The following is a 22,876-nucleotide window of genomic DNA, read 5'->3' as shown; positions in this document are numbered from 1 at the left end:
CGGTCGGGTGCCGTTCCGGCTCCGCGCGCTCTCACGGAGTTCACTGGCGAGATATCGGGACACGCCAACGAATGATAGAGGTCGTCCTTTAAGTCACCCTTTAAGGGGAGGAAAGTCACGGCCTTCCTCGCTGACGCTGCCGCGGTCTTACTCGTCGACGGCAGGGCGGTCTTCCCCGCTGACGCTGCCGTTGTCTTACTCGCTGGCAGCGGGGCGGTGGAAGGCGGCGCGGCAGCGGTGGCGTTCCGGGTCGCGGAGGTCTTCGACGCGGTCCACGACCAGTCCCTCCGATGCGAAGACCGCGATCTCGGACGGCGTGAGAGGCCACGGCGGCGCGAACACCGGGCCGCCCTCCTCCCGGGCCGAGGCGATCACCAGGAGCGAGCCGCCCGGCCCGACAAAGCCGGAGACCGAGTCGATGGCCTGCGCGTGGAGGTGCTCCGGCAGGGCTTGGACGGTCATGATCTCCACCACCAGGTCGAACGCGTGGCGCCACTCGGTGGGCGGGGCGAGCAGGTCGGCGGCTCGATAGTCCACCGTGGAGTCCGGAAAGCGCTCCTGGGCCAGACGTACGGCCGACTCGCTGACGTCGAAGGCGACCGTGTCGTAGCCGAACCGCGCCACGTACTCGGCGTCGTCCCCCAGCCCGCACCCGACCACCAGCGCTCGCCGACCCGCCCCCGATCTGGCCCCCGCTTCCGCCCCGAAGCTGGGGGTGAAGCCGGAACCCAAGCCCAGACCGGGGCCGGAAGCCGAGCCGGAACCCGACGCTGAAGAGAGCCACTCGACGAGCAGTGGGTGAGGTGTCTGTGAGTCCCACGGGACGATCGCCTCACCCGTCGCCGACTCCGCGTACAGGCGCTCGAACCACCCCGTCGGATCGCCGGCCGCCAGTGACTCCGCCGCCAGCCGCCGGGAGTCCTCGTCCCGGTCCCGCTCCGTCAAGGATCCTCCAAGCTCGAGCCCATACGACAGCCCGCGCCCCGCTCTGTCAACCAGTGCCACCAAGTCGACCGTATCGCCCAGCGGCCCGACAAAGCTGCGCTGCTGAAGAAACTGGGCAACGTACCCCAAACGCCGCAACTCGATGTCGATGAACGGCATCAGCACGCAGACGGCCGGGCTGGGGTGAGGGCATGGGAGGTCGGCGTGCCACCAGGAGAGCTCCCCCGCCCGGCCGTCGACGGCCAGCTGGACGATGTCCCGCGCGGTGGCCTCCTGCCCAAGCAGCTTGCTCGCGGCGCCGATGACCTGGTCCCGCCAATGTGCTTGAAGCGAGCCCCATTCGTCCCAAGGAATGTCATGCAGGGAGTGGGAGGGAATGCGCGGGCTGGCGGCCTTGGTGACTTCCCACAGGACGACCTGCCCGAGCCTGCGTTCCAGCTTCTCCGTGACGCCGGCGACGACCGGGTCGGCGACCGGGTCAACGGGCTCGCCGGTGTTCCACCCCAGTTCCTCCAGCAGCCTCGCCTCGTAGCGCTCGAAATCCTCCGCCACGAAGGAGTCGACATTCGGCTGCATTCGCCCGAGTAGGCCGTCTTCCCTGATCTTCCAGAGGAAGCTCTCATAGATGTCCGAGACATAACCCCCGCCAGGCGACATCACCAGGCCCACGTACCGCTCAAGGTGCCAGTCGAAGGCGCAGTCGATCATGCAAGCCCGTCGCGTGGCGCGGGCCAGTACATCACGTCCCACCAGCTCGGCGGTCGCCGACCAGAGGTCACTGCGGATCCGGTGCGCGTGCACCCGCAGCCATTCCCGCTGTGGCAGCGACTTGCCCTTCACCTCCCGGCCGCGGTCCAGGAAATTGAGGTAGAGGATCCAGCGCACCCGCCAGGTCGCCGACGGGGCGAGGGTCAGCTCCCTGACGATCAGAGCGCGCAGATCGTCCTCGTCCAAGCCCATGAGCAGCGGCAGGCCGAGGAAGAGGACATATCCGTCGCGCCGGTCGGGCCAGGCCGCCAGACGAGGCCAGGCGCTCAGGCGGACCTCGACCGAGGTGGGCCGCCAGCCCGCCAGCTCGGACGCCGAGTCGAGGACGCGACGCAGCCGCGGATGATCGTCCAGAGGCAGGGTCGGTGATCTCCATTCTGCCCGAGGCCACCAGCTCTTCGCTCCGGAGATCAGGCATGCGGCGAGGGCCCCTGTCGCCAACATCGACGCCAGGAAGTCGAGCGGTGCGGCCACGTACATGAGCCCGCCGCCCACACCACCGACAGCGGCCAGGCGGACGAGCAGTTGCAGCCACTCCGGCCCCAAACCCCCTGGGTTCAGTCGCAGAATGGCGACCAGCGTCCGCCACCTGGTCAACGCCGGTACATCCCCCACATCAAGCCCCTTTATCGCGAAATTTCGGGATAAAGGTAGGGGGGTTAGATCACATAGCCGTCACGCGAGAAACGAGTCCTTGGCCATCCGGCGTACCCGGGCCTCGTCGATGACGTGCCCCAGCCCCGCCTGCGTCAGCGGCACCGCCACCACCCCGCCGTTCGCCCCCACGATCGGTGTCACGATCTGGTTGTTGCGCGGCGGCTGCGTCACGTCGCACGGCAGCGTGCATCCCGGCAGGCTGGCCAGCGCCACCGTGGCCGCCCGGGCCAGTCCGGCGCCCTGGCCGCCCGCGCACTGGATGTCCCAGCCGGCCGCGGCGGCCCGGTCGTGCGCCCGGCGGGCCTCGCTGAGCGACGAGAAGGCGGTGGGCCGCAGGATCAGCACCCGCGCGGCCCGCAGGGTCAGGTAGTCGTCGAGCTCCGCCGACGAGCGCACCTCGACCGCCACCGACGCCGTCACCTCGTCCTGCAGCGAGGCGTGCGCGTAGACGTCGCCGACGGGGAAGGGCCGTTCGATGACCTCGATGCCGTACGAGTCCAGCGCCGCGAGCTGCCCGCCCTCGGAATAGGCGCAGCCGCCGTCGACGGCCAGCGTCAGAGCCGGATAGGCCAGGCGTACGGCCCGCACCGGCTCGACGTCCCAGCCGGGACGCACGTCCAGCGTCACGTGGCCGTAGCCCGCGCAGACCTGCTGGTTGACCCGTGAGACCAGGCTTTCGAGCGACGGGTCGGGTTCGAGCCGGACGGTGGCCACCAGGGAGGTGCGGGTGCCGCCGATCGCCTCGGCGAGCGGCACGCCGCGCATCCTGGTCCACAGGTCCCAGCAGGCCATGTCGACGGCCGGGTCACCGCTCAGGACGGCGTCGGGGTGCTCCCAGTCGACGCCGATGAGCTGGGCGGCCAGCGACTCCTCCAGCCGGGCCCAGGTCTTGGGCTGGGGATCCAGCGCCTCACCCCAGCCGGTCATGCCGGCGTAGTCGGTGAGCTTGACGAGCAGGCTCTCCGACCGCCTACCGTACGGCAGGACCAGCCGGAAGACCTCTAGCTCCCGCACTCGCGGCATGTACCCCCCTCTGCGACGAAGCTAAGAAACGACTCCTTCCAGTGTGCCTGCCTTCGTGTGCTGGGCAAAACGCGGGGCGATGACGGCGGCCAGCACGGCGAGGGCGAAGGTGAAGGCGAAGCCCACCAGATAGGTCTCGCCGGTGGCGGTGAACAGGGCCCCGGTGACCGCGACGGCGACGACGGTGAACACGGACTCGCCGACGCCGAGGGCCGCGGTGTTCTGGCCCTCCTCTCCGGTCGCGGACATCTCCAGCACCAGTACGGACACCGTGGGATGCAGCGCGCCGATGCCGAGCCCGGAGATGGCCATGGCCACGTACGCGAGGGCGATCGGCACGGAGTCGATCAGCACGAGCGACATCAGCGCGATGCCGGTGGCGATCATGATGGCGCCACCGCGCAGCGCGGCCAGGTGGCTGATGGTGCCGCGGCCCTTGATCCAGGATCCGGTGGACCAGCCGAGCGCGCCGACGGTCAGGACGATGCCGGCGCCCGTGGGCGTCAGGCCACGATCGCTGATCAGCATGAGCGGGATGAGAACCTCGGCCGCCACCAGCGAGCCGTAGGCCAGGCCGCGGAGCACCGGGGCGCTCGGCAGCCCGCGGGCGGCCCGGAGCGAGCCGCGGGGCAGCAGCCTGGGCAGGGACACGGCCAGCAGGACGATCCCGCCCGCGAGCAGGGGCAGGCCGCGGAGCTGGAGCGCGCTGCCGTACTGGATCAGCGCGGCGGCGACGGCGGTCAGCGTGGCCCAGACCAGCTTGCGCCCGAGGCCGGGGGCGGGCTCGGCCTCGCCGCCGCGCAGGCCCGCGCCCGCGGTGCCGCGCCACAGAAGCAGCGCGCTGGGCACGACGATCAGGGAGACGCCGAGGAAGATCCACCGCCAGTCGGCGTTCTCCACCACGAATCCGGCGATGGCCGGGCCGACCATGGACGGCACCACCCATGCGGCCGAGAACAGTGCGAACACCTTGGGATGCATCTCACCCGGATAGACCCTCGCCACCAGCACATAGAGGGCCACCTGGATCAGGCCCGCGCCGAGCCCCTGGATGAACCGTCCGGCGACGAACACCTCCATGTTCGGCGCGAACCCGGCCACCAGCAGTCCCGCCACGAAGCCCGCCACGCCGGTGCCGACCGCCGGCAGCGGGCCCTTCACGTCGCTCCACCTGCCGCCGAGCACGGTGGCGATCACGCTGGCGGCGAGGGTGGCGCTGAAGGCCAGGTTGTACAGGTGCATGCCGCCGAGCTCGCGCGCCACGACGGGCATCGCCGTCGCCACCGCCATCGCCTCGAACGCCACCAACATGACGAGCGCCACCAGCCCCACGCTGAGCGCCCGGTACTTCGCCGACACCACACTGACGGGAGGTGCTTCAAGAGTTGCGGTCATGCTCGGCAAACTATGCCGAACCCCCTGCTCAGCACATCGGGCGCCGGCCCTAGGCCCTTGGGCTTAGGGCATCCGGGGCCGGTCGCCCTAAGGCATCCGGGGCCCGTGGCCTAAGGCATCCGCGCCGCGAGACCGTCGATCATCAGGTCGAGGCCGTACTCGAAGCGCGCCTGCCCGTCGTCGGCGATCAGATCGTCGACGTGCTCGGCGATGTGCGGGAACCGCTCGGCAGGCAGGGCGCGGTAGTGGCTCTCGATGTGGCCGACGAACGACTTGAAGTATTCCTCCAGGCCGAGACCCGTGGCCCGCATCCTGCCGAAGTGCAGCGAGCCCTCGAAGGCGTCGCCGGTGATGTAGAGGGAGATCCGGTCGACGGCGAGCGAGGCGTCACGCGGCGCCATGCCGGCGTCGATGAGCAGGCCGAAGACGTATTCGGCGATCCGCAGCGCGTTCGGGCCGACGGGGATGCTGGCCAGCGCGGCCCTGGCCACGTCGGCATGGCTGCCCAGCACCCGGTGGCACTCGATCGCGTACTCGCGCAGCTGCTCCTTCCAGCGGGCCGGGTCGGGGTCGGCCAGGTGGATCTCGCCGAGCACCCGGTCATAGATGAGCTCCAGGAGCTCCTCCTTGTTGGCGACGTGCGCGTAGAGCGAGGCGGGCCCGGTGTCGAGCTCCTGCGCGACGCGGCGCATGCTCAGCCCGTCGAGGCCCTCGGCGTCAAGGATCCGCGATCCCGTCTCGACGATCAGGTCCTGGCTCAGCTGCCGCCTGAGCTGAACCGGCTTACGCGCCTTACGCCACGGCGGGGTCGGGACGTTCTCGCTGCTTCCCATGACGAACACTGTACTTGACACGAACACTGTTCGCCACTAAAACGGTGTTCGTAGCGAACGGTGTTCGTAGTTAAAAACGGTGTTCTACCAAGGAGTCCCCCATGACCGTCACCGCCCCCCAGGCGGACTCGGAGGTCCAGCCCTACCGCTGGCGCTGGGTCGCGCTGTTCGTCATCCTGGCCGCCGAGGTCATGGACCTGCTGGACGCGCTGGTCACCTCCATCGCCGCACCGACCATCCAGAAGGATCTGGGCGGCTCGTCGAGCCTGGTGCAGTGGCTGGTGGCCGGTTACACGCTGGCCATGGCCGTCGGCCTGATCACCGGTGGCCGACTCGGCGACCTCTACGGCCGCAAGCGGATGTTCGTGATCGGCGCCCTGGGCTTCACCGCCGCCTCATTGCTGTGCGGGATCGCCGCGAACCCGGAGATGCTGATCGCCGGTCGCGTTGTGCAGGGCCTGTTCGGCGCCGTGATGCTGCCGCAGGGGCTCGGTCTGATCAAGGAGATGTTCCCGCCGCAGGAGATGGGCAAGGCGTTCGGCATGTTCGGCCCGGTCATGACGATCTCGTCCGTGGGCGGCCCGATCCTGGCCGGCTGGCTGATCGACGCCGACCTGTTCGGCACCGGCTGGCGCATGATCTTCCTGATCAACCTGCCACTCGGGCTGGCCGCCGCGCTGGCCGGGATGCGGTTCCTGCCGGAGTTCAGGCTCTCCAACGCCACCCGGCTCGACCTGGTCGGCATGCTGCTGGTCTCGGCCGCCGCGTTCCTGCTGATCTTCCCGCTCATCCAGGGCCGCGAGCTGGACTGGCCCGCCTGGACGTTCGTGTCGATGGCCGCCTCGATCGTGGTGTTCGCCGTCTTCGGCCGGTACGAGAGCCGCCGCGCCGCTTCCGGCAAGGACCCGCTGGTCACGCCGAGCCTGTTCCGCAAGCGCGCCTTCACCGGCGGCCTGGTGGCCGGGCTGGCCTTCTTCTCCGGCATGATCGGCCTCAGCCTCGTCTTCACCCTCTACACCCAGGTCGGGCTCGGCTACAGCCCGCTCAAGGCCGGCCTCACCGGTCTGCCGCAGGCCATCGGCGGCGTGATCGGCTTCGGCCTGGCCATGTCGGGCCTGCAGGAGAAGCTCGGGCGGGGCCTGCTGCAGATCGGCACCGCGGTGATGGCGGTGGGCGCGGGCGTGCTGGGCCTGACCATCCACCTGGTCGGCACCGACGTCAGCCCCTGGCAGCTGTCCCCCGGTCTGGCCTTCGTGGGCATCGGGATGGGCCTGACCATGGCGCCGTTCTTCGACATCGTGCTCTCGGGCGTCGAGCCGCACGAGTCCGGCTCGGCGTCGGGCACGCTGACCGCGACCCAGCAGCTCGGCGGCGCGCTCGGCAGCGCCCTGCTCGGCACGCTCTTCTTCAACCTGCTCAAGAGCCAGTGGAGCTTCGGCTCGGCGATGCAGGTCACCATCTGGGTCGAGATCGGGCTGCTGGTGCTGACCTTCCTGCTGGCGTACCTGCTGCCGCGTAAGGCCAGCGTGGAGCAGCCCGGGCACTGACCCACCTGCTTCTGAAACCCACACCTGTTCCAAAGGGCCGCGACCTGGTGTCGCGGCCCTTTCGCCATGTTTCAGGAACCCATGCCGACGTGCCGTTCGACCCACTGGGCGATGTCGCGCCGTTCGATCGCGGCGGCCATCAGGTCCGGGAACGCGTCGGGCGTACACGCGAAGGCCGGGACCCCCATCGCGGCCAGCGCGGCGGCGTTCTCGTGGTCGTAGAAGGGCGCGCCCTCGTCGGACAGCGCCAGCAGCACGATCACCTGAACGCCTGCCTGGGTCATCGCGGCGACCCTGCGCAGCATCTCCTGCCGTACGCCGCCCTCGTAGAGGTCGCTGATGAGGATGAAGATCGAGTTGGCCGGCCGCGTGATGAGGCCCTGGCTGTAGGCGATGGCCCGGTTGATGTCCGTACCGCCGCCCAACTGCGTGCCGAACAGCAGCTCGACCGGATCATGCAGCTGATCCGTCAGGTCCACCACGGCCGTGTCGAACACCACCAGCGACGTCTTGAGCGACCGCATCGATGCCAGCACCGCGCCGAACACGCTCGAGTAGACCACCGAGGCCGCCATCGACCCGCTCTGGTCGATGGCGAGCACCACCTCGCGCTGCACGGACCGCTGCCTGCGCGCGTAGCCGACGAGCCGCGAGGGGACGACCGTGTTCTTCTCGGGCAGGTAATTCTTGAGGTTCGCCCTGATCGTCCGGTCCCAGTCGATGTCGGACACCCGCTTGGGCCGGTGGGTCCTGGCCGAGCGGTCGAGCGCGCCGGTGACGGCGGCCCTGGTCTTCTGGGCGAGCCTGCGTTCGAGCTCCTGTACGACCCTGCGCACCACCGCCCTGGCCGACTCGCGTGCTTGGTCGGGCATGACCCGGTTGAGCGCCAGCAGCGTGCCGACCAGGTGTACGTCGGGCTCGACGGCCTCCAGCATCTCGGGTTCGAGCAGCAGCCTGGTGAGATTGAGCCGCTGGATCGCGTCCTTCTGCATGACCTGGACGACGGTCGAGGGGAAATAGGTTCTGATGTCGCCCAGCCACCGCGCCACCCGGGGCGCCGAGGCGCCTAGACCGCCGTCGCGGTCGTACACGGCGGCCAGCGCCCGGTCCATGTCCGCGTCGGCGCCCTCAAGCCCGCTGAGGCCCGCCCCGCCCGCGCCTCCTTGGCGACCGGCGCAGATGCCGTCGGCGTCGCCACCGCCCAGCACCAGCCGCCACCTGCGCAGCCGCTCGTCCATCCGCTCAGTCATGCTCTCTCCCGCCGTTCCGCGCTCTCCCTAAGATCGCCAGCACGCTCAGCCATGCTCTCCCCTGCCGATCCGCGCTCTCCCCAGAATCGCCAGTACGGTCCGCTCGGCCGCCGCCGCCCGCTGTTCGTCCACGGCCTGCTCCCCCGCCCGTCCCGACCAGTCCGACCGCTCCGCCGATCGGACGCGCTCGCCGATCGCCCGGCGTTCGGGTGCGGCGAAGCTCCCGAACGTACGACGGAGCAGCGGCAGCACATCGACGAACTGCTCGCCGTCCAGCCCGGTCAGCCAGGCGTCGACCAGGCCGAGCAGCCTCGGGTCGTGCACCAGCAGCAGCCCGCCGCCGCCCAGGAAGCCCTCGATCCACGAGGCGGCCCTGGTGGGCGCGTGGCCCCTGGACATCGCCCGCGACATCCGGTCGCCGGCGTCGTCGAGCTCGCCGGCGTCGAGCAGGATCCTGGTCAGCCGCCCCTCGATCAGCCCGTGCAGGTCGGGGCGGTCACTCATCCCACGCAACGTGACCAGCCACCGGCTGAGCGGCGACGCCGCCTGACGGGAGGTCGGCTCCTGCCCGGCGGGATTTTCCGGCGGTGAGCCGGTCGGTTCCTCTGACATCAGTGCGACGGCCGCGTGGACGGCATCGACGCCGGTGAGCAGTGCGGCGGCCGCCTCGTCGTCGAGGCCGGTGACCGCGACGGGCAGGCCGACGCAGATGCGGTCGAGCATGGACCGGACGATCACCGCCAGGCCCTCGGCCGACGTGCCGCGTACATCGCCGTAGCGATGGGCGCGGACCATCGCCGGCAGCGCGGCCATCAGGTGGGTGACGTCGGTGTCGAGCGCGGCCTTGGCCGAGAGGGCGGCCAGGACCTCGGGCAGCGCCTCCGGCAGGTCGGCCAGCAGGCAGCGTTCGACCAGCCCGGTCAGGTCGGCCAGCGTCACCGACGCCGCCGAGGCGAGGTCGCGGGCCCGCTGCGCGGCGGCGGAGGCGACCGTGATGCCGAGGGCCGCCGCCTCGACGAGCGCCAGGTCGAACTCGGGCCGCCACTGCAGCGTCCACGTCTCCCTGAACGTCCCCTTCCCCCTGGCCTCCCCGAGCACCCCCCACTCCACGTCGAGCAGCCGCAGCCGGTGCAGCAGGTGGCTGCGGTCGAGGTCGAGCGGTTTGCGCAGGTCGAGCCCGAACGCGCGGTCCAGCGCCTCGGGCTTCAGCTTGAGCCGTCGCTGCTGCTCACGCAGATCGCGCTGGAGCGGCACCATGGGCGTGCCGTCGGAGACGTGGCCGAGCCGGTCGCCGACGACCAGGCGCCGCTGGATCAGCTCCACCGCCAGGTCGTCGCCCTCGCACAGCACCGCCCTGGCCGCCTCGGTGACCTCGCCGAGCCCGGCCAGCGGGCGTCCGCGCAGGGTGGCCAGGCTGTGCGCGAGGCGTACGGACTCGATGACGTGCGCGGACGACACCGCGAGCCCTTCGTCGCGGAGCACCGCCGCCGCTCCGGCCAGCCACCGCTCCACGGGGCGGTCGGGGGCGGTGAACAGGTGGTGGTACCAGCCGGGCGAGGAGATGCCCGCGCCGTAGCCGCTCCACGAGGCCAGCCGCCCGTACGTCCACGGCACCCACGTCAGCTGCGCCTTCACCTTGGGCAGGCCGCGCAGAAGGGCGTCGTCGGCCTTGGCCGGGGGCAGCGGGGCGGTCAGGGCGGGGACGTGCCAGGCACCGCAGATCACCGCGATGCGGTCGTGGCCCTGTCTGATGGCGGTGCGGAGGGTCTTGCGCATGTACGCCTCGCGCCTGGCCTCACGCTCGTCGGGCTCGTGGCCCTCGCGGACCGCGGCCATGGCCTCGGCGATCACCTCGAACGGCGTGTCGCCCCGGTGCTCGACGACGTCCTCCCACCAGCGCTCGGGATCGTCGTAACCGGCTGCGGCGGCCAGGGTGCCGATGGGATCGACCCGCAGACGCTCGGGATCGGAGCCCGGCCGGGGCTCAGGACCCGCCTCGGGACGCGCCTCGGGGCCGGGCTCGGGACCCGCGTCGGGGCCTGGCTCAGGGTTGGCAGCCCGAAGATTGGGGCTGTCGGGGTTAGGGCTGTCGGCGTCGGAGGTGCCGGGAGTGACGCTTTCGGGGGCGTCAGCGTCAAGAGCGTCGGGAGTGACGGTCTCGGAGGCGTCGGTGTCGGGGGGCTCGGCCAGGGTGTGGGCTGCCGGGAGGTCGCAGAAACGTACCGGGATGCCGGCCGCCGTGCCGTACAGGATGGCCTGCCACTCGGGCGAGAACCCGGCGAACGGCCAGAAGGCCGCGCTGGACGCCTGGCCGGGCACGTGCGCGAGCAGTGCGACCGGCGGTTCGAGCTCGGGCGCGAGGGCCACCAGCGCGTCGGCCTCCGGCGGTCCCTCGATGAGGATCAGGTCGGGGCGGAGGCGTTCGAGCTCCGCCCGCACGGCGCGCGCCGAGCCGGGGCCGTGGTGCCGGACACCAAGGATCGAGACGCTCATGACACCTCGCGGCAGGCGCGGTAGAAGTCGCGCCAGTCGGAGCGCTCGCGGACGACCGTTTCGAGGTATTCGCGCCACACCACCCGGTCGGACACCGGCTCCTGCACCACCGCGCCCACGATCCCGGCGGCCACGTCAGAGGGTCGTAGCACGCCGTCGCCGAAGTGGGCCGCGAGGGCGATGCCGCTGGTCAGCACCGAGATGGCCTCGGCCGTGGACAGGGTGCCGCTGGGTGATTTGACCTTGGTACGGCCGTCCTCCGTCACACCCGTGCGCAGCTCCCGGAACACCGTCACCACGCGGCGGATCTCCGCCAGCCCCGTGCTGGTCTCGGGCAGCTCCAGCGAGCGGCCGAGCTGGGTGACGCGGCGCGAGACGATGTCCACCTCCTCCTCGGCGGTGGCGGGCACCGGGAGCACGACGGTGTTGAAGCGGCGGCGCAGGGCGCTGGACAGCTCGTTGACGCCCCGGTCGCGGTCGTTGGCGGTGGCGATGACGTTGAAGCCGCGTTCGGCCTGGACCTCCCGGTTGAGCTCGGGGATCGGCAGCGTCTTCTCCGACAGGACGGTGATCAGGGCGTCCTGTACGTCGGAGGGCATGCGGGTGAGCTCCTCGACGCGGGCGATCCGGCCCTCGGCCATGGCCCGCATGACGGGCGACGGGGTCATCGCTTCCACGGACGGGCCCTCGGCCAGCAGCCGCGCGTAGTTCCAGCCGTAGCGGATGGCCTCTTCTGCCGTCCCGGCCGTACCCTGCACCAAAAGGGTGGAGTCGCCGCTGATCGCGGCGGCCAGGTGTTCGGACAGCCAGGTCTTGGCCGTGCCGGGCACACCGAGCAGCAGCAGCGCGCGGTCGGTGGCCAGGGTGGCGACGGCGACCTCGACGATGCGGCGGGCGCCCACGTATTTCGGGGTGATCTGCCGGCCGTCGCCAAGGATGTACGTGGTCACGGCCCACGGTGACAGCTTCCAGCCGGGTGGCCTGGTCCGGTCGTCGTCCTTGGCGAGTACGGCCAGCTCCTCGGCGTACTGATCTTCCGCATGGGGGCGCAGAACGGTCATGAGAGCTCCTTCATCAGGTCGGCACGGAAGCGCAGCAGGGCGGCGACCTGCTGGATGGGCTGGACGGGCGAGTAGTTCTCGGCCAGCTCGGCGAGCGCCGGGTCGATGTGCTCGCCGGCCAGTTTGATCAGCTCGCCGAGGTTCCACGGCTGAGTGGTGGCCACCTTGGTGATCTTGCGGAGGACCGCCGTCGCCAGCTTCTCCCGCCAGTGCGAGGACACGCCGCCCAGCACCATGATCAATTGGCTGTCCAGGTCATGCTTTTTCACGAAATCGGCGGCAAGCTGTTGCTGCTCGTCCGACCCCAGCGCCTCCAGCAGGTCCGCGATCGGGTCCCACGCGAACATCGCCCGCGCCCACTCCGGATCCCGCTGCAGCACGGCCGCGCGCACCCAGGCGGTCTTCACCTCACCGTCCCAGTCAGGGATCTTCATCTTGAGCAGCTTGGCGGGGCTGCCCCAGAGAGCGAGGGGCGCGCGGGCGATGACCTGCTGGAGCCACCAGGCCCGCTCTCCGGTGCCTCGCGGGGGCTTGGCCCGGATGCCGTCACGCTCCATCGCCTTGTCGCACGCTGTGGGCGCCTCGACGATGATCGTGCTTCTGGTGACGGTCAGGCAGCTTCGCGCGCGTACGGCCATGCGCTGGGCCAGCCGCGACTCGGGGAGGCGGGTGAGGAGGTTGGCGGCCTGCTGGCGTACCTCTCTCCTGCGGTCGTCGAGGGCCTGCTCCAGGAACGGCTCGTCGTCCATCGACAGCCCGTCGGCCAGCACCTCGACGAACGCCGCCCGGTCGTCCGGCCCCTCACGCTCCCAGCCCGCCTCCAGCAGCGCCCTGGCCTGCTTGGGGTCGTGCCTTCGGAGGTGGCTCAGGTAGGCGCGCCGGTCGGCCGAGCTGCCCAGCTCCCATGTCTCGCCGGTCGGCTCTTCGAGCAGGTACGCCCAGTCCGGGTTCAGGGCGGCCAGCCACCTGCCGCGCTGCCCGGCGACCAGGCCGAGATTCGCTCTGATCGACTGGTCGCGTCTGCCCCGGTCGAGGAGTTCGGGCAGGACGTACGGGGGCACTCTGCGGCCTGCGGTGGAGGCGGCGGCCAGCCATTCGGGGAGCAGGCGGTCGTACTCGCCGCCCAGGATCCTGGCCAGGCGCTCGGCGGCCTGGGCGGTCACGGCGGGCAACTCCTCGTCGTTCGCCCACCCCTGCTCGGTGGCCTCACCCGCCGTCGTCTCACCCGCCAGCGCCTTGCTCTCGGCCCCCTCGCCTGCCGTCGCCTCACGCGCTGTCGTCCGGCCCTCGGCCCTCTCGCGTGCTGTCGCCTCACGCGCTGTCGTCTCGCCCCCGGCCCTCTGACCCTCGGTCGACTCGCCCTCGGCCTGCTCGCCCGCTGTCGTCTGGTCCTCGGTCCTGCCGTTCCTGGACGGCTCGATGAGTTGCTGGCCGGCGCGGCGGCGCACCACTTCTACGGCGGCGCTTTCAAGCAGGTCCCCCTCGTACGGCCTGCGGTCGGTGCCGACCAATGCCGTCGATGCCAGGTCGTCCCAGGTCACAGGATCACCGCCGTTCCGTCGTCGGCCCAGGTGGTCAGCGGGCGCAGGCCCAGTGGGGTCCACTCGGCGGCCACGGTCACCGGCCGCCCGCCGGAGACGGCGATCAGCCGCCACGGGTCATGTGACCTCGGGTGCAGCGGGAACCCGCCCACAGAAGTGCGGCCAGGAACCACGCCCGCAAGCACGACGGGCCAGGAGTCGGTCCACGGGTCGGCGGTCACGGCGGCGGCGATCTCGCCAAGCGCCTCCTCCGGCGACACCCCGGGCGGAACCCGACCGGCGAACTCACTCCGACCGTCGAGATCACCCCGACCGGTGAGCTCACTCCGGCTGCCGAGTTCCGCCCGGTCGTCGAGATCCGCCCCACCAGCGGGGTCCATAGGGCCGACGAGATCACTCCGGCTGCCGGAACCCGTCCGACCGTCGAGATCCATCCGGCTGTCGGGGACGCTCCGATCTCCGGAATCCGGTCCACCGGCAAGGTCTGTCCGACTGCCTAGATCACTCCCACTATCGAGATCCGCCCGACTGTCAGGGACGCTCCGGCCTCCGGAATCCGGTCCACCGGCAAGGCCCGCCCGGCCGTTGGGGGCGCTCCGGCCTGCGGCGTCGCTCTGGCCTGCGAAGGTCATCCGGTCAGCGGGAAGGCTTCGAGAGGTGGCGTGGCGGGTGGCCACCAGGGCGCGGAGGGGTGCGGCGCCTGGGTAGAAGGCGACGTCGGCGTCGATCGTGGTGCCGGTGACCAGCGAGGCGTCGAGCGGCTGGCCGGAGGCGGCGAAGGACAGGATCAGCGCCGCCCGGCCCGTGTCGTGGCCCCGGAGCCAGACCCGGCGGGCGGTCAGCCGGTCGTGTTCCTCGTCTCGCCTGCCCACCACGTGCCACCGGTCGCGTACGACCGGCCGGACCAGCACGTCCTCCCGCGCGACGGGGAAGCCCGCGCGGATCAGGACGGTCTGGCGCAACGGCCCCGGCAGCTCGGCTCGCCGCCGGTAGGCGACCGCCAGCAGGTTGATCAGCGAGTATTCGGCCAGCAACCGACTCGGCCAGTCGTCGGCCATGCGCACCTCCCGTAACCGGGAGAGCGTGTTGGCGACGCCGGGCGCCTGGGCGTCGACGAGGCGTTTGGCCAGGTCGTCCCATTCGTCGGCATCGGTCCCCGCCAGGCCCTGCCGCACCTGGTCGGCCAGCCACCGTTCGAGCTCGGCCAGTCCGGCACTGACCCGCGCATGCCGAACGGACTCGAACCCCGCACCCCGCCCACCACCCGACCTACCAGTGGACGACGCCCCCGAGCCCAGACCGGAACCATCACCGGCCGCCAAGCCCGAGCTACGCCCACCTTCCACGCCCAAGCCCGAGGCCGTGCCCGCACCCGAGGCCAAGCCCGAATCTGAGCCCAGCCCACCATCCGGGCCCGAGGCCGCACCCGAATCAGTGCCCGAGATCGTTCCCGGCCCGCCGCCCAAGCCCATGCCCGACGCCGTACCCGATCCGCCTTCCGAACCGGACCCGCCGCCCAGGCCCATGCCCGTGCTCGACGCCGTACCCGATACGCCTTCCGAAAGAGACCCTTCGTCCAAGCCTGTGCCCAGATCCGACGCGGTGCTTGGGTCGGCACTCGACCCGGCGTTCGGCGTCGGATCCGAGTCGGGCCAGTCGGCCAATTCCGGGTCGCTCTCGGCCTCTTCGGCGGCACGGGCGCGGGCGGCCTCGAGCTTGGCCGCCGCCTTGGCGGCACGTTCCGTACGCATGGCGATCCACTCCGCCGCCCACGGCGGCAGCGAATCGGCGGCCGGAACCCCGTCTGCCGACCACATGAGCAGCAGCCCGAGCGCGTGCTTGCACGGAAACTTCCGGCTGGGGCAGCTGCACCGATATGCGGGCTCGGAGAGATCGACACACGCCATGTAGGGCGTGGCTCCACTCCCCTTGCACTCACCGAACAGCACGTCGTCAGTCGTGCCGCGCAAGCTCCATTTGCCAGGTGCCGCCACGCCCTGCGCCGCCTTCTGGGACGAGGCGTCGGGGGCGAGAGCGAGCACCTGATCACGGCTCCACCGTTCGATCACTTGCCGCAGACTAGCCAGCTCGACCGACAATTACTGCCCGCTCCAACCGATCCACCAAGAAGATCCACACGGCTGCTGGTCAGGGTGAGATGACGTCGCTCCACCTCACTCCTGTCGGTCGCTCCCCTGCGCTCCTGTCAGTCGGTCCACCCCACTCCTGTCGCTCGGTCCACCCCACTCCTGTCGCTCGGTCCACCCCACTCCTGTCGCTCGGTCCACCGCACTCGTCGGCACCCAGGCGATCCGTTCGCCACCAAACGACCTCACCGCTGTCGCGAACTCCAGCACGTAGGATCACCCACGTGGAGCTGACGATCTATCCCAGTGGCCCGTCCATCAAGGTCGCCGACGAGGCCGAGGCCCTGGCCAGTGAGCTGGACGGCCAGCTGGTCCTCGACGGCACCCGCTTCCTGCGCCGTGACGTCACCGGCGCGGCGATCGCGTTCGTGGAGCGCCCGCCCATCGCCCGCGCCCTGGACCTGCTGCCCCATCCCGAGGGCGGCTGGTTCCGCGAGACCTGGCGGAGTCCCGTCACCTTCCTGCCCGCCGGTTATCCCGGGCCCCGCGCCTCCGCCACCGGCATCTACTTCCTGCTGGGTCCCGGTGAGGAGTCGGTGCCGCACGTGGTCCGGTCCGACGAGGTGTGGCTGTGGCATCGGGGCGGCCCGCTGGACCTGACCATCGGCGACGAGAGCGTCATCCTGGGCCCGCTGGTCGAGGACGGCCAGGTGCCGCAGGCCGTGGTGCCGGGTGGCGTGTGGCAGTCGGCCCGGCCCGCCGGCGGCGAGGAGGTCCTGGTCAGCTGCGTCGTCTCACCGGGATTCGACTTCGCCGACTTCACCGCGTGAATCGAGTGGAAGCCATGGACGGACTTCACCGCGCGAATCGAGCAGGAGCCATGGACGTACGACCCGACAGCGAGCACCCGATCAGGCGCCTCTCGACCGAGGTCGTGTACGAGAGCCCGTACCTGCGCATGCGCGAGGACCGCATCCGCCGCCTGGACGGGTCCGAAGGCATCTACTCGTACGTCGAGAAGCCCGACTACGCGCTGGTCATCCCGGTCGAGAACGACGGGCTGCACCTGGTGGAGCAGTACCGCTACCCGATCCGCGCCCGGTCGTGGGAGTTCCCGCAGGGCACGTTCCCGGAGATGCGGACCGGTGACCCCGAGCACCTGGCACGCGAGGAGCTGCGCCAGGAGACCGGCCTGACGGCGGCGGACATGCGGCACCTGGGCCGGCTGAGTTGCGCCAAGGGCATGTCGTCACAGAGCTTCGACGTGTTCGTGGCCACCGGGCTGGAGCCGGGGCCCAACGAGCTGGAGGTCGAGGAGCAGGACCTGCTGCATCGGTGGTTCAAGCGCGCGGACTTCGAGGCCATGATCCGCGACGGCGAGATCACGGACGCCGCGACGCTGGCGGCCTACACACTGTTCTTGCTCTCGAACCAGTAGGTCATCCCGCTCGAACGACACCAAGGGCAAATCGGCTTAAAGACGGGATCGAGAATTCCGCTGGGTCCTCGGATTCCATAGGACGGCAGCTAAAGCCCCGTCTGCAGGGAATTGCGCCTTTTCGCCCCGCGGCTTCCACAGCTTCCTCGCAAGGGAGCCACCGCGAGCGGTTCCCGGATCCGCGCGGCCACGCCCGCGAGCGGTTCCGGAATCCGCGCGGCCACGCCAGGGTTACCCGGCGGCCGGGGCGTTGAGCAGCAGCGCGGCGGGACGGCGGGGTGATCACGAGGCCATTGAGCGGGCGACGGGACAAGCCGTGAAGACGGACAGTGGCCACCGCCAGCCCCACCTGTCGCACACGCCACGGCGCATTACCCACTCGTCCAGCTCCAAGTCGGACCAAATGTCAAGATGCCGCACCCCCTAGAAATCCCTGATTTCGCGTGTACATCCCCGGCGTAACCGAACAGATGTGACATGCTGCCCACAAATCACGGAAAAGAGTTCGCATGTGCGGTGCGTCACTAAGAGTGATTATCTGTGATAAATACGCGATTACGCGGTTCGGCCTACTGTCGATCCTGGCCTCCCGGGACGACGTCAACGTGATCGAGACCACCGACAGCGGAGTCCATGCGATCATGCTCGCCCGCAAGCATCATCCTGAGGTCGTGGTCACGGGGCTGACCCTCGGCGGGCTGTCCGGGCTGGAGCTGATCCAGCGATTACGGGCCGAGAAGCTGGACCCTGAGCCTCGGGTGGTCGTGTTCACCGTCGACCACACCGACCAGACGGTCACCGACGTGCTGCGCGCGGGCGCGAACGGGCTGCTGACCCAGGATTCCACGCAGGACGAGGTCGTCGCCGTTATCAGGGCGGCGGGCCGGGGCCAGACCATGCTCTCGCCCGTCGTGACCCAGCGGCTGGTCGACTGGTTCAGGCAGCGGGAGCCCCCTCCCGCCGAGCTGGAGCAGCCCACGCTGGCCGGGCTGACGCCGCGCGAACAGCAGGTGCTGCTCCTGGTCGCGCAGGGGCGGTCGACCGAGGAGGTGGCGGGCGAGTTGTACATCGGGGTCAGTACGGTACGGACACATTTGCACCGGCTCCGCGCGAAGTTGAAGGCGAAGGACCGAGCCCAGCTGGTCTCCTTCGCCTACCGTTCCGGCCTCATGTCAACCTGACGGCCGTTGCCGCTCAGGCCCCAGATCAACCTGACCGCCGCGCAGAGGTCTGGCGCGTCGCCAGCGGGCCGAGCGCGAGTGAGCCGAGTACGACGGCCGCCGCCAGCGCGAACGTCCCCGGGTAGCTGATGTCCGCGACCACCCCGCCGACCAGCCCCGCGAGCCCGAAGAAGATGTCGTACAGCGAGCTCAGCGCCCCCAGCGCCGCCCCCCGCTCCGCCTCCGGCGCCCGGCTGATCGTGATCATCGCAAGGGACGGGTAGAGCAGGGTGAACCCCGCCCCCGACAGCACCGCCCCCACCGCCGCCACCCACCAGCCGGGCGCGAATCCGATCATGGCCAGGCCGGCGGCCTGCGCGAGGCTCGACGCGACGATCACCGGCATCGGGCCGAGCCGGTCCGGGAGGCGCCCGGCCACGAGCCGGGTCACAATGTACGCGGCGCTGAACACGCTCAGCAGTACGGGCCCGTTGGAGATCCCTCTGGAAGACAGGGCCAGCGCGCCGAAGCCGACCAGCACGCCGTACCCGAACGCCCCCATGCCCAGCGCCAGCCCCGGCAGCACCGCCGCGCCCGGGATGAGCTTGCGCGACACGACCGGCAGCCGCGCGCCGGACGGCAGCAGGCTCAGCACCGCGACGGCGAGGAGCGGCAGGAGCACGGCGGCGGCCCACACCGCCGGGTAGGAGCCGAAACGATACAGCGACTCGCCCAGGGCGGGCCCGGCCATGAAGCCGCCCCACATCGCCAGGCCGTACCAGCCGACGATCTGTCCCCGGCGGTTCTCGGGCGCGAGCTGGACCGTCCACACCGAGCCCGCCGTGAACAGGAGCGCCTCGGCGACGCCCATGACGAGCCGGGTGGTGATGAGGCCGGGCAGGCCCCACGGGAGCGCGTACAGGGCGCCGACGACGGCGGCCAGCGCCGAGCCGGCCAGCATCAGCCGGCGACCGCCGAACCGCTGCGCCAGCTGCCCGCCGTAGGGGCGCAGCGCCAGTGTCACCGCCGCGGTCGCGGTGAAGGCCGCGCCCACGGCGAACGGGGTGCCGCCCAGTTCCTCGGTCACCAGCCGCGGGATCACCGGCACCGCCGCGCCGAACGCCGTGAACGTGACGAACAGCGTAACCATCAGCCCGGCGAACGTCCGCACCCAGGGCATCATCGTCCGTCGTTCATCAGCGGGACCGCTCACAGGCCGCGGGTGTTGCCACCGTCCACCAGCAGCACCACACCCGTGATGAAGGAGGTGTGCTCACTGGCCAGGAACGCGGCGATCGCCCCGAAGTCGCCCGGCCGCCCGATCCTGCGCATCGGCAGGCCCTCGGCCACCCGTGCCAGCGCCGCGTCCGCCTCGTCGCCGAACTGGTGGTCCAGCGCGGGCGTGCGGTGGAAGCCCTGGGCGAGGACGTTCACGGTGATGCCGCGCGGGCCGAGGCTCGGTACGAGCCCCTTGGCGAAGCCCAGCACGCCGAGCCGGGCGACGGCCGACAGGCCGGTCAGGGGCAGCGGCTGGCGTACCGCCTCGGAGGTGAGCATCAGCACCCTGCCCCAGCCGGTGTCCAGGTGCGGCAGGGCGGCCAGGACGACGCTCACGTGCGGGATCGTGTTGTCCTCCAGCGCCCGCCGGTACACGGGCACGTCGAACTCCTCCAGCGACCCGTGCGGCACCCCGCCCGAGCTGCTGACCACGATGTGCAGCGAGCCGAACTCGTCAGCGGTGCGCCCCACCCACTTGGCCACGGCCGCCTCGTCGCGCACGTCCACGCTGGTGCTGAGCACCCGTCCCGGACCCGCGGCGTCGATCTCGGCGTGCGCCCGCGCCAGCCGGTCGGGCTCGCGCGCGCAGATGGACACGTGCGCGCCCTCGGCCGCCAGCGTGCGGGCAACGGCCAGCCCGAGCCCGCTGCTGGCCGCCGCCACGAGCGCGACCCGTCCGTTCAACCCAAGGTCCATGACCAGACACCTCTCAGGAGACCAGCAGGAAGTGCTGCGGCAGATGTACGGCCAGGCCGACGCGGGTGCTCGCCTCAATGACCTCGGTGTCCCTGCGCAGCCGCAGCGTGGACTGCGCGGGGTCGAGCAGTGTCACGGCCGCGCGGAAGTCGCCGAGCAGTGCGTCCCCCGCGCCGATCATGCGGGTGCGCGAGACGCGGATCCCGGCCGTCGCCAGCCGGTCGAGCGCGCCGTCCCGGACCAGCTTCCAGTACAGGCCGGGGTGGGTGACGATGCCGTCGCACGAGCCGCCGGTCTCCTCGACCTCGGCCGCCGCCTCGGTCAGCACGTCCTCGGGATCGCCGTCGAACGGCGCGTGGCGCGACTCCGCCAGGTGCAGCAGCCCGTCGATCGCGCCGTCGCCAGATCCGTGCAGCAGGATCTGGTTCTCGACCGTGGACAGCCGTACGAGCACGCGGTAGTCCACGAAGGCGGCGAGCAGGCCGGGCTCGTCGAGCACGCCCTTGGGCACGGGCACGCCGACCTTGACCTCGGTCAGGCCGGCCACGCGGACGCTGGCGGCGAAGACGGACTCGGGCGTCTCGGCGTACGACGTCCCCGACGGCGTCAGCTCGCGCGGTGGCGCCTCGTGGACGTAGGGCACCTGCCCGTCGCCCACCTTCACGCTCTTCAGCAGGTGCCGGACCGTGTAGCGCGGCCGGGTCTTGAACAGCGGGAACGCCTCGGTCAGCGCCAGCCGGTACGGTACCTCGACGTCGCCGCCGTTCCGCGAGCCCGCCACCGCCCACGCGAACTCCTCGCCAGGAGACATGCCCGTCCCTCCGTTGAAATCGTTGTCAACGCTGAGCTGATTTGGTGGCTACAAACCGTCCGAGCACGAGGTAATCCATCTCGGTCTTCAGGAAGCAGTCCATGGCGTCGGCCGGAGAGCACACGATGGGCTCGCCGGCCACGTTGAACGAGGTGTTGATGAGACAGGGCACCCCGGTCAGCTCGGTGAAGGCACGCAGCAACTCCGCCAGCAGCGGGTTGTCCTCCTCACGGATCGTCTGAATCCTGGACGTGCCGTCCACGTGCGTGGCGCCGGGAATCAGGTCGCGGTAGCCGGGCCGTACGGGGAAGACGAACGTCATGTACGGCGAGGCCCGCTTCTTCCCCATCTCGAACACCTCGGGGGCCACGTCCTCCAGGACGACGGGCGCGAACGGCCGGAACGGCTCCCGGTGCTTGATCCGGTCGTTGATGATGTCCTTGATATCGCCGAACCAGGGATTGGCCAGGATGCTCCGGTTGCCCAGCGCGCGCGGCCCGTATTCGGTCCGGCCCTGGAACCAGCCGAGCACGCACTTCTCCCGCAGCAGCGTGGCCGTCTCCCGCGCCACGTCACCGGGTGCCAGCTCGCGCCATTCGACGCCCCCCGCGTGGGCTTCGAGCGTGGCGAGGATCTCGTCGTCGCCGTACGCGGGCCCCAGGTACGGCGAGCCGGAGACCCGCGGCTTGTCGCCCGCCTCCTGACTGGCGTAGAAGGCGGCGCCGATGGCCACACCCGGGTCGCTGGCGCCGAAGCTCACCTCCATCTCGGCGAACCTGGAGCCTTCGAGCAGCTTGGTGTTGTTGACGCAGTTCAGCGCCAGGCCGCCCTCGAACAGCAGCCTCGGGAGCGCGCTGCGCTCCTCCAGCGCGCGCAGCTGGTGGGCCGTCACCGCCTCGACCATCTCCTGGGCGGCCGCGGCGACCCGGACCCGCACGTCGAAGTCCTCCCTGCCGTCCGGGTCCGTGTCGAAGATCCGGTCGAACAGCGCGTAATAGGCGCGTACGGCCCGCGGCGCGTAGGGGATGGTGTAGCGGCCGTTGTCCGTCAGCGCCACCACGTGCTTGAGCAGCGGGTTGGGCTCTGGCGGCGGGCCGTGGCCGGCCAGGCCCATGACCTTGTACTCGTCGTTGTTGGGCATGAAGCCGAGATACCTGGTCAGCACCGCGAACAGCAGGGCCAGCGAGTTGTCCCCGTCCACGGTCGCGTCGTCGAACAGGCGCACCTTGCCGTCGCGTACCTCGCCGAGGATCGCCGACAGCCACTCCGCCCGGCCGTCGCTGACCACGAAGGCCGCCTCCCGGCCTCCGGACAGGTGGTATCCCGTCATCAGGTGGGCGAGGTGATGGGGCACCGTGACCAGCTTCTCGGCGGTCAGCGGGTGGCCCGTGTGCTCGCGGAAGTCGGCGAGAATGGCCTCCTGGCTGAATATCCTGGTATAGGTGTCGTCGAGCCGCCGCAGCCTGGCGAATTTCTTGTCCACCGGCGCGTCGGCGTCCACGATCTCGGCGATCATATTGTTCATGACGTCCTGTGAGAAACGCCAGGAATGCGCGAAGACATCGACCTCTTCGTACGTTTTCCCGGCCTCTCGCAAGACCCATTCGATGGCCCGGGCCGGAAACCTGGCGGTCTTCTTCTCGCGATTGAGCCGTTCCTCCTCGACGGCCGCGACCAATTCCCCGTCCACCATGAGGGCCGCCGACGAATCGTGGCCGTAGAGCATGTGGCGGTCGATTCCCGTCGACCCGTAATAACGCGCGAAGAGTTCGGCGACCTTACCGAACCCGTTGTATCCGAGGACGATCACGAGAACTCCTTGGCGGTGAAGGACTCGGGTCCCACCAGTGAAGGTCATGCCGCCCTGGACGGCGTCCACCTGGTGATGACCCC

Annotated in this window: 17 protein-coding genes; 4 read left to right on the top strand and 13 right to left on the bottom strand. The window is 70.6% G+C overall.

The window, feature by feature from the left end:
* Nucleotides 1–195 precede the first annotated feature (195 nt).
* From ACQP2T_RS19860 to ACQP2T_RS19845, 4 genes are all read right to left on the bottom strand, one after another.
* Complete coding sequence (locus ACQP2T_RS19860; RefSeq protein ID WP_433517591.1) at nucleotides 196–2,328, bottom strand: methyltransferase domain-containing protein; 2,133 nt, start codon at nucleotides 2,326–2,328, stop codon at nucleotides 196–198.
* 60 nt (nucleotides 2,329–2,388) lie between these two features.
* Nucleotides 2,389–3,393, bottom strand: a complete 1,005-nt coding sequence (locus ACQP2T_RS19855) for an enolase C-terminal domain-like protein (RefSeq protein ID WP_433517590.1) — start codon at nucleotides 3,391–3,393, stop codon at nucleotides 2,389–2,391.
* A 21-nt stretch (nucleotides 3,394–3,414) separates the two neighbouring features.
* The gene (locus ACQP2T_RS19850; protein WP_433517589.1) at nucleotides 3,415–4,788 is read right to left on the bottom strand and encodes an MFS transporter; all 1,374 of its coding nucleotides are present in this window, start codon (nucleotides 4,786–4,788) and stop codon (nucleotides 3,415–3,417) included.
* 110 nt (nucleotides 4,789–4,898) lie between these two features.
* Nucleotides 4,899–5,621, bottom strand: a complete 723-nt coding sequence (locus ACQP2T_RS19845) for a TetR/AcrR family transcriptional regulator (RefSeq protein WP_433517588.1) — start codon at nucleotides 5,619–5,621, stop codon at nucleotides 4,899–4,901.
* 101 nt (nucleotides 5,622–5,722) lie between these two features.
* Between ACQP2T_RS19845 and ACQP2T_RS19840 the strand changes: the two genes are divergently transcribed.
* On the top strand, nucleotides 5,723–7,168 hold the full coding sequence (locus tag ACQP2T_RS19840; protein WP_433517587.1) for an MFS transporter: 1,446 nt from the start codon (nucleotides 5,723–5,725) through the stop codon (nucleotides 7,166–7,168).
* 71 nt (nucleotides 7,169–7,239) lie between these two features.
* Here the strand turns inward: ACQP2T_RS19840 and ACQP2T_RS19835 are convergent, their stop codons facing one another.
* Genes ACQP2T_RS19835 through ACQP2T_RS19815 form a run of 5 tightly spaced genes read right to left on the bottom strand, consistent with a single transcriptional unit; the run spans nucleotide 7,240 to nucleotide 15,582 of the window.
* Entirely contained in the window at nucleotides 7,240–8,418 is a 1,179-nt protein-coding gene (locus ACQP2T_RS19835; protein WP_433517586.1) for a VWA domain-containing protein, read from the bottom strand.
* Between the two features lie 45 nt (nucleotides 8,419–8,463).
* The gene (locus ACQP2T_RS19830; RefSeq protein ID WP_433517585.1) at nucleotides 8,464–10,911 is read right to left on the bottom strand and encodes a DUF5682 family protein; all 2,448 of its coding nucleotides are present in this window, start codon (nucleotides 10,909–10,911) and stop codon (nucleotides 8,464–8,466) included.
* A complete protein-coding gene (locus ACQP2T_RS19825; RefSeq protein WP_219536275.1) occupies nucleotides 10,908–11,972 on the bottom strand; it encodes an ATP-binding protein in 1,065 nt (354 codons plus the stop codon). The genes ACQP2T_RS19830 and ACQP2T_RS19825 overlap by 4 nt, the downstream gene beginning before the upstream one ends.
* Nucleotides 11,969–13,513, bottom strand: coding sequence for a DUF5691 domain-containing protein (locus ACQP2T_RS19820; RefSeq protein ID WP_433517584.1), 1,545 nt, complete (start codon nucleotides 13,511–13,513; stop codon nucleotides 11,969–11,971). Before ACQP2T_RS19820 ends, ACQP2T_RS19825 begins: the two co-directional genes overlap by 4 nt.
* Nucleotides 13,510–15,582, bottom strand: coding sequence for an SWIM zinc finger family protein (locus ACQP2T_RS19815; RefSeq protein WP_433517583.1), 2,073 nt, complete (start codon nucleotides 15,580–15,582; stop codon nucleotides 13,510–13,512). The genes ACQP2T_RS19820 and ACQP2T_RS19815 overlap by 4 nt, the downstream gene beginning before the upstream one ends.
* Before the next feature lie 302 nt (nucleotides 15,583–15,884).
* On the opposite strand from ACQP2T_RS19815, the gene ACQP2T_RS19810 reads away from it, so the two are divergent.
* From ACQP2T_RS19810 to ACQP2T_RS19800, 3 genes are all read left to right on the top strand, one after another.
* Complete coding sequence (locus tag ACQP2T_RS19810; protein ID WP_433517582.1) at nucleotides 15,885–16,430, top strand: cupin domain-containing protein; 546 nt, start codon at nucleotides 15,885–15,887, stop codon at nucleotides 16,428–16,430.
* A 50-nt stretch (nucleotides 16,431–16,480) separates the two neighbouring features.
* Nucleotides 16,481–17,038: an NUDIX domain-containing protein gene (locus ACQP2T_RS19805; protein ID WP_433517581.1), complete on the top strand. Its 558-nt coding sequence runs from the start codon at nucleotides 16,481–16,483 to the stop codon at nucleotides 17,036–17,038.
* 509 nt (nucleotides 17,039–17,547) lie between these two features.
* Nucleotides 17,548–18,219 (top strand): response regulator, encoded by a 672-nt coding sequence (locus ACQP2T_RS19800; protein ID WP_263654476.1) that lies wholly within the window; start codon nucleotides 17,548–17,550, stop codon nucleotides 18,217–18,219.
* 25 nt (nucleotides 18,220–18,244) lie between these two features.
* On the opposite strand, the gene ACQP2T_RS19795 is transcribed toward ACQP2T_RS19800, so the two are convergent.
* From ACQP2T_RS19795 to ACQP2T_RS19780, 4 genes are read right to left on the bottom strand one after another with little or no spacing between them, the layout of a single operon-like run.
* On the bottom strand, nucleotides 18,245–19,369 hold the full coding sequence (locus ACQP2T_RS19795) for an MFS transporter (RefSeq protein WP_433517580.1): 1,125 nt from the start codon (nucleotides 19,367–19,369) through the stop codon (nucleotides 18,245–18,247).
* A gap of 38 nt (nucleotides 19,370–19,407) precedes the next feature.
* Entirely contained in the window at nucleotides 19,408–20,172 is a 765-nt protein-coding gene (locus tag ACQP2T_RS19790) for an SDR family NAD(P)-dependent oxidoreductase (RefSeq protein ID WP_357960323.1), read from the bottom strand.
* A 13-nt stretch (nucleotides 20,173–20,185) separates the two neighbouring features.
* Nucleotides 20,186–20,983 carry a family 3 encapsulin nanocompartment shell protein gene (locus ACQP2T_RS19785; protein WP_433517579.1) on the bottom strand — a complete coding sequence of 266 codons (798 nt, stop codon included), beginning with the start codon at nucleotides 20,981–20,983 and terminating at the stop codon, nucleotides 20,186–20,188.
* A 25-nt stretch (nucleotides 20,984–21,008) separates the two neighbouring features.
* Complete coding sequence (locus ACQP2T_RS19780; RefSeq protein WP_433517578.1) at nucleotides 21,009–22,793, bottom strand: carbamoyltransferase family protein; 1,785 nt, start codon at nucleotides 22,791–22,793, stop codon at nucleotides 21,009–21,011.
* Nucleotides 22,794–22,876 lie beyond the last annotated feature (83 nt).

The organism is Nonomuraea sp. CA-143628, from assembly GCF_050942315.1.
Classification (GTDB): Bacteria; Actinomycetota; Actinomycetes; order Streptosporangiales; family Streptosporangiaceae; genus Nonomuraea.
Note: the sequence above shows the minus strand (reverse complement) of the source record. Positions and strands in the feature narration are given on the sequence as shown.